Source organism: Ignatzschineria sp. 22MB058224 (assembly GCF_058188435.1).
Genome location: NZ_CP187366.1, coordinates 1512382 through 1529486 on the forward strand (window position 1 = coordinate 1512382; position 17105 = coordinate 1529486).

The window sequence follows — 17105 nt, forward strand, 5'->3', positions numbered from 1 at the left end:
TTATTAGCATATTCCTTAAGTGATTATCTTGTAAAATTAACAATAGTTACCTCTTAAGTAAGTATTAAGTTAGAAATTAGATTTCACCCTTCTTACTTATTTTGCCTGATCAACTTAAAGCAAAAACAACTCTTCATCATCTGAAAATAAAAAAGACACCCTTATAGAGCCTTGATCAAGGCTTACATCTTTTATTATATTTTCAAATAAAAGATTTTTAATGATTTTATTTGAGGAAATACAATAAATAAAAATCTCAAGTTCACACACTATACATATGTGCTTATTTTTTGTTATAGAAAACATAAAGTTTGTTAATGAAGTCCAACGATCAAGTATTTTCTCATCAAAAAATAATACTATCCATTGATTTATTCCTAATAAGTATATATGACTAGTAATCTTCTTTATTTCCGGAGAAAACATATTATAAGTTGAGAACTTATACTTCTTTATACCATCCCAATAAAGTAAGTAGAAACTTTGACGATACTTATCATCGAAAATTGACTCTAGATCTTCCTTTCTATAATAATTTTCATCTATTTTTTGTATTTTATAGACCATTTATTTTCCTGTATTTATTTTTGGAATTAAAGTTGTAATTTTAGGTGTTTTACTTCCTTTTTCATAAAAGAAAGCTACTTCTATAGCACCCAAATTTTTCCCCCCTTTATTAATTTGTACACTTTTCACTACAGTTGTTCCATATTGATTGCTTTTTGAGGAAATTTCTCTGCCTGTTTTAGACGCTTGATTTAGATAGGGTACTAATTCTTTTTCACTAAAAATTCCCAAAGTATTTAAATCTTTTAGATTTTGTTGTGAACGCAAAATATTATGAGGTTTTCCTTCAGTCACTTTTCCAAAGAAATAATCAAGCTTTTTGGAATCCATTACAAAATCCCCATCTATACCTTCGATCAACTTCTTACCATCTGCTATATTCTCTTTTACCTTATCCTTATCAACAGAATTTGGTTCCTGCTTTCCTGATCCCCCACCATTTTTATCAGGAGTACTACCCTGCGTTTTATTACCACTTTGTGATACGGTTTTCTGAGCTTGAGCTTCCTTTTGTGCTCTTTGAGTCAATTCTTCAGCTTTTTTATAATCACCAGCTTTTAACGCTACTTTAGCTTCTTTTAATAGTTTTTCTACCGCATTACCAGGAATGAGTAATCCAGCCGCAGCAATAGCGACATCAATAGCATCCTCGGCTTCAGCCAAACCTTTAGCATCACCTAATAAAGGCGTAAAGTCGATAATTAGTTCTTCTGTTGCTAATAAAAAATCCCCTAATTCCTTGTAAGGCTCGATGATCGCCTCAATATTTTCTAAAGTATTTTCAATAATAACCACATTCTTTTGATCATCAGGCAAAGAAGAGCAAGAAAAATCATCATAACAATTCTTCTCTGCTATCTGTTCTGATACATCGTAATAACTATCAAAAATATCTTTGAATAGATTATTCTCCACCGCATTGGTTGCAACGCTGTCACCAATTACCGCATCAATTGCGCTGTCGCCCGTTAAGGCACCGGCGCCGGTTCCGAGAATACCAATAATGGCGCTTAAGGTGTTTTTCTCCTCTGCGGTTAACTCTTCTGGATAATCGCCTTTGCCATAGAGGAATTCTGCAATGATCGGCGCTAGAGCTTCTGCACCGCTTGCCGTTAGGGCACCTGATAATAGATCGCCACCATTGGCTGCTGCCATTGCTGCGCCGGCGATTCCGTGCGCGAGGAGATGACTTAAACCACCTTCTTCAAGCGTCCCATCATTGACCATTCCTTTGATCATTTGCGCTACTGCAGGATTTGCTGCGCCAGCAACAATGCCTAAACCTTCGCCGGGACTTGATAGACCACCAGCAAGCATATCGAGCACCAAGCCGGCATTTTGCCAATCTTTGGCTTTGTCTGGATCTGAATCTTTATACTGATCAATCTTTTGATTGACGATCTGCTTCATATCCTGACGCGTTCGGTCAAACTGCTGACGGACTTTGACTTGTAGATCGATCTCCGCTTGGACTTTATCTTTATCAAAGATATTCTCTAAAGCACCGCTATTATCAGCCACGGTTTCTGTGGTGAGATTGCTCTCAATCCCTTTTGCTGCTTCTTCGGCAGTTTGTCCTGTGAGTTCTTTTTGCTTCTCGTTATCCGTCACTTTAATGTTACCGGTACCAATGCCCGATTGCGTGACGCTCGATTTAGAATCTTTATCCTTACCGTAACCCACATTTTTATTGACACTATGCGAGCCATCGGGAAGATTGACAGTTTCTGTCTGTGTTGGATTCGTGCCTTTCGGATTATTCGGACCATCATTTTGATAGCCATAGCCGCCACTAATCCCAAAACCTTCACCCTCATATTCTGATTGATTCACAAGATCGTTTGAGGTGATGGTGCCGGTTTCAAAGCTATTAAGACCTTCTAACTCCGCCTTTTCATTGGCAACCACAACGCCGCCTGAAAGATGGGTATTCCCCTCCACTTTCACTTGGAAACCATCATCGCCGGCAAAAATGCCGCTCTGATCTGCAACCGATTGATGATTGGCATCGATTTTAGATTGATTAAAACTGCCTGAGACAGATCCTCCAGAACCATAAATCATAACGGTTCCCTGAATTGAAGCATCTTTTTGCTCACTATGATAATCGGAGCGACCTTGAACACTAGCAATTGTGAGATCTCCGCCGACATCAAGCTCGACGCCTTTTCCATAGACTTCACCGCCAATAATATTGGTATTGCCGCCACTGACAATCGTCGTTTTTCCGGTATCTGTACCTACAACGCTATTCGTGTAGTAGGTCTCGTTCCCTTCACTTTTTCCCTTGCCTTTATTGGCGCCGGCTGTGACACCAAAACCTGTCTCTTTCCCGATCGAAGCCACAACGCCGGCATTCCAGCCTGAGCTGCTGTTTCTACTATCTTCTGTAGATTTATTTTCACCAGCAAGAATATTAATATCATTGTCAGCAGTGAGATTTGTTGATTGCCCGCCGCCGACATAAGAGCCTTCGATCGTGATGTTGGAATCTTCTCCACCGCCGGTTGCCGTAATATTGACATTACCACCGGCTTGAATAGCGCTGCCTGAGGCAACTTTATCTTCTCTCCACGTTTCACTTTGTGATTGACTTGAACCGATGGTTGCCGTTATTTTTGCAACCGTTTGATCACTCGCCATTCCATTGGACAATAGATCTTGTGCTGCTCCCATAGAATCGCCTAAACGTTTAAGATCCATTGCCGCATTAACCGCCGCCATTGCATTGACGCGATCATTTTTACTCTTGCCCACATCTTTAATGGATTCTTGAACGCTCTGAATTTGATTCACCGCGTCTACGATACTGCCACCAAGAGAGACTGTTAAACCTGATTGCTTAAATTTCTCACGGTGATAGCTGCTATAAGCATCTTCCGCTGCTTTGATATCGACAGATTCTGCTGTGATATTCACATCACCGATCGCAGCACTAACGTGACTGCCTTCTTGCGTATAGTTTTCACCAGCTTTGATATTGACGTTACCGCCAAGGCTTCCTACCATGCTGCCGTTATGAACGAGAGAACTATTTTCATCATAGGTTTCCTGCGCTTTTTTACCCACAGAGAAACCAAAACCACCGCCGCCCATTAAGCCTGATTTCTTAATAATCTCTTCTTCATCATGGTAATAGTGGTCTTCACTTGCCGTAATATTGATATTTTTATCGGCAACGAACGTGACATTTTCGTCAGCAACGACATTGCTCCCTTGAATATTGAGATCATCTTTGGTAAGGATTACGACATTCTGCCCAGTAACATTACTACTAATCGAAGTATCATTTTTGTCTGTGAAGTTTATTTCACGTGATTGTGAGCTAAATGAGCCGGAGCTCTTCTCATATCGGCTACCTGAAGAATCTAAAGTCTCACGACCTTCTGAAATATTGACGCCTTTATCACCTGAAATGGCAACCGTTCCTGAATCACTATAAAGATCTGATCCGATAATATTCACCTGATCATCAGCTTTGATTAATAGATCGCCTTTTGCACTAATCGTAGAACCGATATCTTTCGTTCTTGCGGTATGATCATAATTTTTCGCATCTGCCACAAATGTTGCACTTTCACGCTCGGTGATTGTGCCGACATTAATATTGCCACCGGCCAACAATTGTGTTTTACCGTTTTCTCCAGCATTTTCAATATTAGCAGCTTTTAACGTAATATCGTTTCCTGCTTGGATGGAGAGCGTTCCATCAGGGTTTTTCACATAAAGCGCTGCTTCACGTTGAATGCCTCTGCGGGAATTATTACTAGAATTCGTCTCATAAGTGGTACTTTCAATTGTGACATCTTGACCGGCATTGAGCGCCAACTGAGAATCTGCTAGTACAGAGCCACCAGCAATTGCGATATTTTCCTTTGCAGTTAATCCAACACGATTGCCACTAATCGTCCCCCCAATATTCTCAATATTATTGGCTTTCAGACTGGTAATATCTCGTCCAGCAATCGTGCCTTGGTTCACAAGGTCACCCCTCATATTGAGATTAATGGAATCACCAGCAATCAAGGTTCCTGATTGATTAATACTATTTTGATCAATCATTAGATACACTTTTGGCACTAATACATCCACACGAGAACCATCTGCTAATGTGACCGTTTCAGTCTCTAACCAGACAATGTCACTCGTTAAGCGAGCAACTTGATCGGCGGATAACTTCACACCTGGCGCAATCCCTATACCTATGGCAAACGTTGCACCATTTTCCATAAGCGCTTTAAATTGAGCCTCATCATTCGCATAACCTTCTAAGAAACGACGACCGGTTAACGCTGCAATCTGATCATTCACTAAACGTTGTTCATAAAAACCATCACCGAGTCGTTTTAAGGTCAAGTCACCGTTCATTCCCATGCGATTGAGTAAATAATCACTCCCTAACCAATTTTTATAATTCGTAAATTTGGAATCTGTCTCAATCAAATAATCTTGGGAGTTAGGATTAATACTATAAATACTACTGCTCGGTAGATCAGTATTCACATCCACATTTGCAATGACGAGATTCTGGTCATTATGATACTGCTCATTTTGATTGTTAGTATCTGCTAGATCGTGATCTGTAAATCCACTATTGCCGGCATTTGTCACAAAAATGTTAGAGACATTACCGACACTTCCTGCATTCTCACTCTGCACTAAAGTATTTGTTTCAACGGTATAAGCTTTAAGATCGATCTCTTCAATTTTCTCATCAAAATACTCACCAGCATATAGATAGTTTCGTCTATGACGATTTCTAAATCTGACTTTCTTTTTATAAGTTGTAGAGAGGAAAACACTCCCTGTTTCTTGAGTCACATAGTGACCTTTTTGATCAATGTTTTTTAGGCGATCGATATCGCCAAAAATATCTCCTCCCACAAGAATAATACTTTTATCATTAATAAACTCACCACCATTAAGCATTAAATTGCCGCCGGCAATAATCTTCCCACCATCACTCTCGACAATCTGATCTTCAAAATAAGTCTCTTTAAGATTATATTGCGTAAAATCTCGAACTTCGCCCCAATTTTTTCCCGCGATTTTCTGATTATATTCATAGATAGCATCATCTAACTGTGCATATAGGTCTTCGGATTGTTCATACCAAGTCACCATAGATGTGACGAATAAGTTATATTCCTCTTGATAAGTCGCAAATAACTCTTCATGTTCAGTTAAAATTTCATTATAAAGCGCTAGATCTTTTTCATAGATTTCCAAATCTTTTTTATAAAAATCACATGCAATGGGGTTTTCATCACACTCTTGTTCCGGTGCTTCTGGCTTTATTGGAGGCAATATCGCTAATTCTTCTGGCAGGCCAAAATCTTCGAATGTTGGCTTTAAAGAGGGAGGCGTTAATTTAAAATAAGCCCATGCTGGGTTATCCGCTAAATAATCAGAACCTTCGATCGGTGAACAGGTCTCTGGATCTGCCATATCTACACAATAGAGACCCCCGACCTCAACTAAAACTGTTTTTCCAGGAATTCCCGCTTCTGTCACTGGCTTACTTGTTGCCCAACGGTAACGACCGGCTTCTTCCCAGGCTTCCCATCTAAAATGACCCACATCATATCGCTCGCTTTCACCAAAAGGTTTGATATAGACAAGCCCTGTTTTTTCACCGACTTTTACTTTCTCAAATCTAAAATGCTCATTACTATTAACGAGTTTATCAGCACCTAGATACATATCACCAAGACTTTCGATGGTGGCACTTTTGTTCTCTACAAGCCCAGCATTGCCTACAACATTAAGATTGTCATCAAGCTCACCACCAATCACCAGCTTATTACCACTAAATAAAAGAGCGCCTTCCTCGTTTAGAAGATAATCCACACCAATATTGAGCTGCTCTCTCGCGGCAATGCTTCCTGAGACTTTCTTTCCATCAATCGCTTCATAGGTGTTATAAAGCTCTTTGGCATTAATCGCAATAAGATCGCCATAGATCTTTCCTGTCGCGATATTATAGATTGCACCTTGAACATCTAAATGCGTTAAACCATTACTATTAATGAGACCTCGGTTTTCGAGGTTATTTTGAGATGTTAATACAACCTTTTGATTCGCCTCAATACTCCCCTGTTCGATATTAACGATATCATTGGCATGAATCATTGCACCGCCTAATGAGGTTATTTCCCCACTATTGGTGAGATTCCCATTGGTATCAATTAAGAGATCTCGACCTGCCTGAATCGTAGAGCTTGTGATTAAATCATCCGTTAATAGTAACGTTAAATCTTGTCCGGCGGCAAGCGTGCCTTTTCCTATTAATCCTTGTCCATTAATGAGAAGATCATTACCTGCAAGGAGCTCGCTCCCATCAATATTGATTTTAAGCTCAGATGGGGTGTTTACTTGATGATTAGAAGCGATAATCGTTAAGTCTTTAGCACTTGTGATCTCCCCATTTTGTGTATTGAGGGTTTTATCTAAGGTTAAAACAACCTGATCATTACCATGGATATTCCCACTAGCATTATCTAAATGGTTCCCGGTGATAGAGAGATTATGACCTTCAATCAATCCTTGTTGATTATGAAGATCCTTAATATTGAGTTGGTTATCTTTACCTGCAAGAATCTTACCTGATCGGTTTTGAGTGCTATCATTATAAATCGTGAGATTTTGATTACTCGCAATCAGTCCATCGCGGTTATCAAGCATTTTTCCGGTTAAAACAAGCGCTTTTTCGGCACTCATTTCACCCTGTTGATTATTGATATTTTCAATTGTTAGATTGATATCATCAGCGCTCATAACGCCGGTTTCATTATTAAGTTGAATGCCAACTATTTGAAGCGCTTTACTCGCTAAAAGCGCACCTTTTTGACGATTATCTATATTTTCTATCTTCAGATCAGCAGATTCAGCGAGAACTTTTCCTTGATTGTTATCCAAACTATTTGCTGTAATGACTAACTTTTCATGTGCACCAATTTCGCCTTGTTGATTCTGAAGATGAGCCACTTGAATGGCTGCATTACCAACATTGAAAATCCCTTTTTGATTATCTAAAGTCGTTGCCGTTAATTGAAGGTTCTCACCAGTCGCAATAATGCCGACACTATTATCAAGCCCATCTTGAATAGAGAGCATAATATCCTGATTCGCTTGGATTTTTCCTTGACGGTTATCAAGGTTATTTGCCTCAATGGAAAGCATTTCTAGTGAGGTGAGTGTTCCTGAGTTGTTATCGACTTCTTTGGACTTAATCTCAAGACCTTTGGCAAAAATCTCACTATCATAATTTTTGAGTGCTTCAGTGCGCAAAATAATAGCACCATCACTGGCAAGAGTGCTATTGCCCTCATTGACAACATTTTTTGCAGCAATTGAGATCTGATCACCGGCAACAATCGTTCCTTTATTGATATTTTCCAGTTCTTCAATATTAAAATCGATTGTTTTTTGAACTTGTAACTTCCCGGCATCATTGACAAAGCGATCAACATCCGCAGAGAGAGAAACAACATTTAACACCCCATTTTTATTGGTAAAATCACTCCCTTCAAGACGAAGATTCCCAATATGCATGGCACTGCCATCATTCACTAATGACTCTTTAGCCGTAAGGTGAATATCACCATTGCCTGTTAAAACACCATTATCATTGACGATCTTTTTAACGTTAATTGCACCATCAGCGAGTGTTAATGGCGGTAACGGAGGCGCCATTGCAACACTCCCCTGCTTCCCATCGCCACCAGGAATAGGATCTGTGTCAGTTGGGTCAGGTCTCTCACTACCAGAGTTTGTAGGATCTTCCCCATTACCTGTACCTAATTCTAAAGGTATAGATCCCACTAATGCATTATTAATATTCGTAAAGCTATCACTATTAATCTCTAATGTTTGAGAACCTGTCTGAACAATCTTGCCCGCTTTATTGGTCAGCTTATCTGCCGTAATATCGATTCTACCGGCATTCATCGCACCTTGATTTACCGTTAAATATTTTGCTTTAACAGATAATTCACCTCGGGCAGCCATCAACCCACTATTGATAATCTCTTTTGCATTAATTTTCTGATGATGTTGAGAAGAGATCGTACCACTATTGTCTACTTTTTTAGCATTAAGAGTGATATTTGCTGTTTCTTGATTACTATTAATGACACCGCTATTACTAATCGTGCCATCTGCATTAATAACAACCCCACCTGCATTTGCAAAAACCTCTCCCTCAATATTAATGTGACGATCACGGTCTGTGCTCACTAACGTAATTTGACCTGCGTACATACCACCAAGATTTTTAGTATCGATTGCATAAACAGGGATATCCTCTGAATGTTGATACGCTTGCCCCTTAATACTGCTCCCTTCGTAATCTGACTCAAAATGCCCCGTCACAATCTTTAAATCTTGCCCCCAAATGCCGGCATTAATATTGGCAGCAGAGGTCAGAATCTGAGTAAAATTGGTATCTCTCGCATCAAGGCCTTTTCCCGAAATATTAATTTCACCTTGCTGAACAGAAAATCCATTAAGTCTACCTCCTTCAAACAGAAGATCACCGGTTGTTAAAACTGCACGATTGGCATTAATAAACCCCGCACCATCGATATTTAAACCCGAGGGATTGGCAATAATCAGATCTGCTCGTTTACCTGCAATCTCGATATACCCATTAAGATGACTCGGATTGGCACTATTGACCTGATTCACAATAAGATTAGCTTCACCCGTTGCCAGCCAAGGATTGCCTTGGACATATCCACCTAGCTGAGTCTGGGTATCTTTGCGAGAATTATTAAGAATCACCCCTCGTCCATCAACATCAAATTGAGAGTAATGATTCATCGAAATCCCATTATGATTGGGGGTCTGAATGTTGACCTGTGGCGTGCCGTTTACACTCTCATGGATAATAGGTCGGCGTGATTGGTTCGGATCAGCAACAATTTGCGCAATCACCATCGGCGGAAGTAAAGTGTTAAGAAGAAAAACTCCCAAAATTAATCGTGTCATTTTCACGAGAGATGATGGTTTTTTTTGATTAAAAACAAGAGATTGATTCATCACAACTTCCTTCATATAAAACTCGCTAATTCCATATAAAATAGACTGCATTCACCCACTAAAATGAATAAGTAAAGCTTGCATTAACATTCGTAGAGGCAGTTCTAAAGTTTTTCGGCTTTCGCACAGGCGTACCAACAAACAGATCATAGTTTAAACGACCATACCCTGAAAATTGCCCACGAATACCCACTCCGGCCCCTACCAATGTATGCCCGACTTGATACTTCGCAGAAGGCCCCGATATTTTTCCTACATCAAGCGCTAAATAGAGTTGGTGCGCGGGTTTATAATGAAAAGCAATCGTATTTTGATAGAAAAATCCCCGCTCAGCCATTAAGCTCATTTCACCATCAAACCCGCGGACACTATAACGACTACCAATCGAAAACATATCTTGTGTAATCAGTGGTGTGCGATTCCACTGCGCACGCCCATAACCGCTATAACTCCATTGAAAATCACCTAAGCGAAAAGGAATATTGATCCCTAAAGAAGCTGTAATAATTTTTGGGCGAGAAGTCCCTTCATTAAAAGACTCTTCCGGTGCTCGAATGCTATTATTTGCACCTGTACCACGTTTATATTCAATGAAAAGATCTAAAACAGTATTGCCAATATATTCACGATGAGATAGCCCAATCTTCCATCCACCCATTTTTCGACGCTGCACATCAACTTCCATATCATCAATAAAATTACGTGAAGAGCGTGCCCAATATCCCCAATTAAGCTCAGTTTTACGACGAGCGTCACGATAAAGCATATAATGGATCAAACCTTCAAAATTATTGCTATCTCCGCTATAAAGATAATCGCTATTAATTCCTGCAATTGTTTGGTGATATTGGTGACGATTTTTATTGACAGAAAAGCGCCAATTACCCCAAGGTATTGAGTAATGTAATGCGTACCCATTCGTTCCATTTGCGCCACGCCGATTATTGGCAGCTGAAGAATATCCACCTCCGCCTAAATCATGATTATAATTCGCATAAAACAGATCATTCAGACCCAGCGGATTATCTGCCGAAAAAGTTATCGATCCTTGATATTTACCAGTTCCTTTACTTCCTGAATCATCAACACTAATACTAAAACGATAAGGGATTAGAGCTTGACTCCAGTCAACGATAATGTCACTCTCATCGACTTTATCTGTTGGGACGATTTCCATAGTTGCCTCAACAGACGGTACTCGTTTTAAATTTTCAAGTCCTTGTTCAATATCATGCAAATTTAAAGGTGCTTGTTTCTTTATAGGAAAGGCATTACTTAATACGCGAGCATAAGGCTCTCCTGCTTTGGTCATTTTTATATGCCGCACTCGCCCAACTAATACTTTCAACTGCAATGTCCCCGAAGTTAAATCTTGAGCCGGCGCTAAGATTCGTGTAGTGGTATAACCTTGACCAATAATCATATTTTGCAGTTCTGTCATGATCTGATTAATACCAGCGCCACCAATACAGCTTCCGGATTCAAATCCCACTCTTTTTAAAATATGAAAAAGATATCGCTGAAAGGAGATAGCCCGCTCTTCATCTTCCAATAAATCAATGCGTTCAATTGGAAAGCAAGCCTGCTCCTTTGGTAAAGACTCGTATTTTAGAGTTTTAGTAGGTTCTATTAGCATCACATCTCCATCCGGCACCATCGCTCTTTGCAATTGTTGATATCGTTCTTCTGCCCTTACCTCTTCTTGTACAGCTAGTGTCTGAGCATTGATTCCCCATGAAAATGGCGCGACTAAAAAAATAAACAGGATTAAACGTAATAAATTTTTCATATCATTCTGCTAATAGATCGTTCAGCATCACTGTTTGATACTCTTAATATAAAATTTAAATATATGTAATTTAAAATACAAAAACTGAATTATACATAATTAAAAAACTTTTAAAAGCAGATATGTATATAAAAACCTGCTGTATCATCGAAAGGACACAGCAGGTTTCAAAATGACTAAGCAGCCTAATAGTTTACAAGAGATAATATTAAAATTTAGGGATCAGCATAAATAATACTAATCGACATTTTCATCATTACTAAGATAGCGTGCAAGCATCGTCATCTCATCAGTTGGACCAATATCTGCCCATACGACATAGGCAGAGCCTTTTGCAGAATCGATTACTTCGCCCTTCTCTGTCTTCATTTCACCGAGGATAATATCGCGATTACCATGTTGATGAATCACCTCTAGGCGATCCCCTGTTGAGAATCGATTTTTCGCCTGAAGCTTCGATAATCCGGTTTCAGGATCATATTCGAGCACCTCAGCAACATATTGCTGACGTGAATGAATCGAATTCCCCGTTAAGTAGTTTTGATATGCATGAGGAGCATGACGCTGCAAGAAACCTTCGGTATAGCCACGGTTTGCTAACCCATCTAATTTTCCATAGAGCTCTGGATTAAACTCTCTACCTGCTAATGCATCATCAATCGCTTGACGATAGAGCTGCGTAGTTCGCGCAACATAGTATGGTGATTTTGTGCGTCCTTCAATTTTTAAGGAGTCAACACCGATCTCAATCAATTTTTGTACATGTTGAATCGCACGAAGATCACGAGAGTTCATGATATAAGTCCCATGCTCATCTTCACTGATCTCCATCCACTCCCCCTTACGCTGACCATTCTCTTGAATAAGATAAGGTTTTACTGCTTCAGGATGAGGGGTATATGCCTTTCCTGTTGAAAGATCGGTATAAGCTACCTCATTCATCGCATCTTGAATAAAGGTGACCGGATTAACACCAATATTAGGATGCATACTCTCTTCACGATAGATTTTTTGCATATCAGAACCAACAGGAACTAATTCCCCTTCTGGTGTTTCAACACCATCGGTTAAACCATAATTCCAGCGGCAAGCATTAGTACAAGTTCCTTGGTTCGCATCACGATGATTAAAATAACCAGAAAGTAAGCAACGGCCAGAGTAAGCAATACAGAGCGCACCGTGGACAAAGACTTCAAGTTCCATATCTGGGCATTCTTGACGAATCTCTTCAATCTCAGTTAAAGAGAGCTCTCTTGAGAGAATTACTCGGGTTAACCCCTGTTTTTGCCAAAATTGTACTGTCGCGCTATTGACTGCATTCGATTGCACCGAAAGATGAATGTCTTGATCCGGAAAGCGCTCACGCACCATCATAATTAAACCAGGATCAGACATAATGAGCGCATCAGGTTTTAATTCTAAGACCGGCGCCATATCATCCACAAATGTCTTCAACTTACCGCCATGGGGCATTGTATTGACGGCAAGAAAGAATTTTTTATTACGCTCGTGGGCGTAATCAATTCCCATTTTCACCCGTTCGGTATTTCGGAAATCATTATTACGAACACGTAAACTATAACGTGGTAATCCCGCATAAACAGCATCAGCACCATATGCGTACGCATATTGTAAATTCTTAAACGTTCCAGCAGGCGCTAGAAGTTCAACAGATCGTTTTTTCATTAGATAAAGTTCCTTACAGGGGAAAACAGACAAGGTCTGCTAGTGATCAATCACTATCTTTTATAAAGATGGCTCTAAAGCCGTTAAATTCAACAATAAAATTTATATAAGCTTTTATTGCAAGAGACAGATTATACCCTGTGATGAAAAATAGAGCGGAAAAACTTTTTCAACATACTATAAAAATGATGCATAAAAACCACCATTATATTTATAATATTTTATTTAAAAAAATTTTAACAATAAATAAATTAAGGGTAATTTAATTTATAATTATAAATTATTTCTATCACTACTAACCTAAACAAGGATTCTGATTTGAAGCTACTTGGACAAATTATTAAACATGATCACACACCACTCCACATTTTACTACTTGCGGCAGTTATTGGTGTATTAGCAGGACTTGTGGGTGTACTCTTTCAGCTAGGTGTCGATTTTATTACGAGTTTTAGGGTATCCGCTCTAAAGGAGAATATTCATAATCCTCATCTTTTCGTCATTGCAATATTCTTCGCGTCAGCACTTCTAAGTATGTTTTCATATTATATTGTTAAGCGATTTGCTCCTGAAGCTAGTGGTTCAGGGATTCCCGAGGTGGAAGGTGCGTTAGAAGATCTTCGACCTGTGCGTTGGTGGCGAGTACTACCGGTAAAATTCTTTGGCGGCTTAGGTACACTTGGCTCTGGAATGGTTTTAGGACGAGAAGGACCAACCGTACAGATGGGCGCAAATATCGCCGGGATGATCGCAGATCTATTTCGCCTAAAAGATAACGATAATCGTCATATCCTATTGGCATCCGGCGCAGCAGCTGGATTATCTGCCGCTTTTAATGCCCCTCTTGCGGGCATTATCTTCGTAATTGAAGAGATGCGAACCGAGTTTAAATATGGCTTAATCTCTTTTAAGGCCGTATTAATAGGGGCTGTAATGGCAACAATAGTTTTTCGATTGATTAATGGCAGCCATATTCTCTTAAATGTAGGCGCCTTTGATTATGTGCAAATCCAATCACTCTGGCTTTTTCTAATTCTTGGATTGATGATCGGTGTAATCGGTATTGCCTTTAATCGATCCCTACTCTTTCTGCAAAATCGTTTTCAGGCATTCTATAAAGGTAAGATTCTGCGATTCACCTTAATGGGAGGTATCATTGGTGGGAGCTGCGGTGTGATTGCGCTCTACTTACCGGATATTGTTGGCGAAGGGTTTAATGTGATTCATGATTGGACGAATGGAACATTTACACTCAAAATAATTCTACTTATTTTTGTACTCCGCTTCTTTACCTCTATTGTCTCATTTAGCTCTGGCGCAACCGGCGGTATATTTTCACCCTTATTAGCTTTAGGAACACTTTCAGGCGCTCTTTTTGGCAACTATGCCATCGATTATTTCCCGCAATATGAGCTTCATCCCGGTATATTTGCAATTGCCGGAATGGGCGCATTATTTGCTGCAACCGTTAGAGCACCGCTAACCGGTGCAATTTTAGTATTGGAATTAACAAGTAATTTCTCCCTTATTTTACCAATGCTTATCACCTGTTTAGGTGCAACCATTTCGGCACAATTCCTCGACGGTAGACCTCTCTACACAGTACTTTTGGAAAAGACACTGATCAAAAATCATCAACCATTAAAAAATCCCTTAGAGGTAGACGTACCACAAACATCTAAAGGATCATGAATATATATTGCTAATAATTTCAATCTTAAACACTCATCAAATTAAGTGTAAAAAATGCCTTCCTCAACAAGAGAGAGAAGGCGTTTTTATATCTTTTTTATATTGTAAACAAAAACCCCTGCAATCTCTTGCAGGGGTTGTCTATTGTATGGTGGGTGCTGAGGGGTTCGAACCCCCGACCCTCGCCTTGTAAGGGCGATGCTCTACCAACTGAGCTAAGCACCCAATAGAAGAATAATTATATTCTTATCTAGTGGCATTGTCAACACACTTGAGAAACTTATTTTGATTAGCGATTGAATCTTCGTAAATTTCAGTGTTTTGCTACAACGAGGACAAGTATACGGTATTTTTTTTAGGAGTCAAAACTTTTTATGCTCGTTTTTTTATCATTGATAACATATCGAACAATTTAGATACTAAATAATAACCTCTACCAAATCTCTTAACTATCTGTAAATAAAAATTTTTATTTACAAAATATGCTTCACATAAACCTTTCTTAGGGTGACACTAATTTATAAAAAAATTCACAACATCATCTCTTTTAGCCATTTCATTCTATATAGTAAGCCCACAACAACACTGGCTTTTGTTTATATTTTAGCAACTGATCAACCTTCACCATCGTGCCATTATCGATCACAGGACATCCTTGACTAAATCCCATCGGTAGATAAGCAGGATATTGCTCCTCATCAGGAATCATCTCAAAAGAGTGCAGGACAATATGACGTTCAAAAGCCTTATCATTTGTCGGCTCTAATCCATGTAATTTATAGTGAATATTGATGCCCCACTTACTAGGCGCTCGCGCACCTATTCGATACTTCCCAAGCGAAGAGGCGTAACTATTGGGCGTATTGCTAAAGACAATTTCTTGATTACTACTTTCAAATCCACGATTACCATAACCATGGGCGACAAGACTCTCAATCTCAATACGATTTTCTATAAAATTCCAAACAAAGAAACGATTCTTTCCAGAATGCCGGCCATAATCGATCAAAATCGCATGTTCTAAATCAAAATCATGCGCTTTTGCATATTGATACGCCTCTAATGCTCGCGTTTCCAAATCTACTGGGGAAAATTGTGGATCTCTCTCTTTTTCTATCTCCACCGGCGATTTCTCGCCTAACTCAAAATATTTTGGTATTAACCATAAGCGATCATGAAAATAGAGCGCCGTTCCTAACAGAGAGATGAGAAGAAGCAGAAGTAGCGCTCCTCCCACTATTTTAAGGGGACGATAAGCGGCACCCTTTGAATGCTTTTTGTCGATATGTTTCACATAAAACCTTATTGCTCGATCATGAGCTTATCGGATGACTAAACACCTAGGTGATGGAATCTATTATTCTATTGCATTATGACTCTATTGGATGATCGTTTTCTTGAATTATTGCCTCTTGGCTCATTAAGGCTGATTCTATGAAGCTTCAGAGAGAACCAATCGATTTCTCAACAGCCGCACCTCGTCGATAATTTCATGAGCCGTTAAGCCAATGGGCCCAATTCCCTTAGCGACAAGAAGATCGGCCGCTTTACCATGGAGCCAGACACCGCCGCGAATCGCTTCCATCATCGGAATATTTTGCGCTAATAGACTCCCAATAATCCCTGAGAGCAGATCGCCACTTCCTGCGGTAGCTAAACCACTATTGCCGGTCTCATTGCGCCAAATCTCTTGAGTAGGTGAGGCGATGAGTGTATGGTGCCCTTTTAAGATCACCCAGCAACCAAACTTCTCCACTAATCGCTTCGCGGCTCCCTCTCTATCAGATTGAATCTCAGCAACGGAAATATCTAATAATCTTGCCGCCTCTTTAGGATGAGGTGTTAAAACCGATTGCACACCTAATCCTATCTCCCCACAATTGATCTTCCCATCAATATTCCACATCTCCGATAAGAGATTGAGTCCATCGGCATCAATCAACAGTGGTTGATAAGCTGAAATCTCCCTTAAAAGAGATGTCATCAAAGCTTGTGCTGAATGATCAATGCCTAAGCCACAACCAAAGACCCAAGCGCTTGCGCTCTTCTCATTCATGAGATCTTTCGCCTCGCGCAACATCAATTCAGGAGCCGTTGCCACCAAAGAGAGCGTTAAAGGCGATTGATTAAGCCCCAAAATCACCTTACCGCAGCCACTCTTTAATGCTGCCATCCCAGCAAGAACCGCCGCTCCTGTCATACCGACTCCGCCCCCAATAATATGGAGCGTGCCAAAGGTCCCTTTGTGACTCTCGTCAGGACGCGGTTGGACTAACGCCGGGAACTGTGCTCTAAACCATGCTTTTTCATTGTGGGTTAATCTCATAGG

General features: G+C 39.8%; 7 protein-coding genes and 1 tRNA gene. 1 reads left to right on the top strand and 7 read right to left on the bottom strand.

Annotation, left to right across the window (positions count from 1 at the left end; translation table 11 throughout):
* Positions 1 to 114: 114 nt before the first annotated feature.
* The 4 genes from ACPF7B_RS06695 to trhP form a co-directional block, all read right to left on the bottom strand.
* Positions 115 to 567, bottom strand: a complete 453-nt coding sequence (locus ACPF7B_RS06695) for a hypothetical protein (protein ID WP_490505048.1) — start codon at positions 565 to 567, stop codon at positions 115 to 117.
* On the bottom strand, positions 568 to 9609 hold the full coding sequence (locus ACPF7B_RS06700) for a hemagglutinin repeat-containing protein (protein ID WP_490505049.1): 9042 nt from the start codon (positions 9607 to 9609) through the stop codon (positions 568 to 570).
* Positions 9610 to 9667: 58 nt separating this feature from the next.
* Positions 9668 to 11398: a ShlB/FhaC/HecB family hemolysin secretion/activation protein gene (locus ACPF7B_RS06705; protein ID WP_490505050.1), complete on the bottom strand. Its 1731-nt coding sequence runs from the start codon at positions 11396 to 11398 to the stop codon at positions 9668 to 9670.
* Between the two features lie 237 nt (positions 11399 to 11635).
* Positions 11636 to 13084, bottom strand: coding sequence for a prephenate-dependent tRNA uridine(34) hydroxylase TrhP (gene trhP / locus ACPF7B_RS06710; RefSeq protein ID WP_490505051.1), 1449 nt, complete (start codon positions 13082 to 13084; stop codon positions 11636 to 11638).
* A 318-nt stretch (positions 13085 to 13402) separates the two neighbouring features.
* Here trhP and clcA point away from each other — a divergent pair, with 318 nt between their 5' ends.
* On the top strand, positions 13403 to 14776 hold the full coding sequence (gene clcA, locus ACPF7B_RS06715; protein WP_490505052.1) for a H(+)/Cl(-) exchange transporter ClcA: 1374 nt from the start codon (positions 13403 to 13405) through the stop codon (positions 14774 to 14776).
* A gap of 149 nt (positions 14777 to 14925) precedes the next feature.
* On the opposite strand, the gene ACPF7B_RS06720 is transcribed toward clcA, so the two are convergent.
* The 3 genes from ACPF7B_RS06720 to ACPF7B_RS06730 form a co-directional block, all read right to left on the bottom strand.
* Positions 14926 to 15001: transfer RNA gene (locus ACPF7B_RS06720), tRNA-Val, on the bottom strand.
* A gap of 331 nt (positions 15002 to 15332) precedes the next feature.
* Positions 15333 to 16070, bottom strand: a complete 738-nt coding sequence (locus ACPF7B_RS06725) for a murein L,D-transpeptidase catalytic domain-containing protein (RefSeq protein ID WP_490505053.1) — start codon at positions 16068 to 16070, stop codon at positions 15333 to 15335.
* Between the two features lie 138 nt (positions 16071 to 16208).
* Complete coding sequence (locus ACPF7B_RS06730; protein WP_490505054.1) at positions 16209 to 17102, bottom strand: NAD(P)H-hydrate dehydratase; 894 nt, start codon at positions 17100 to 17102, stop codon at positions 16209 to 16211.
* Positions 17103 to 17105 lie beyond the last annotated feature (3 nt).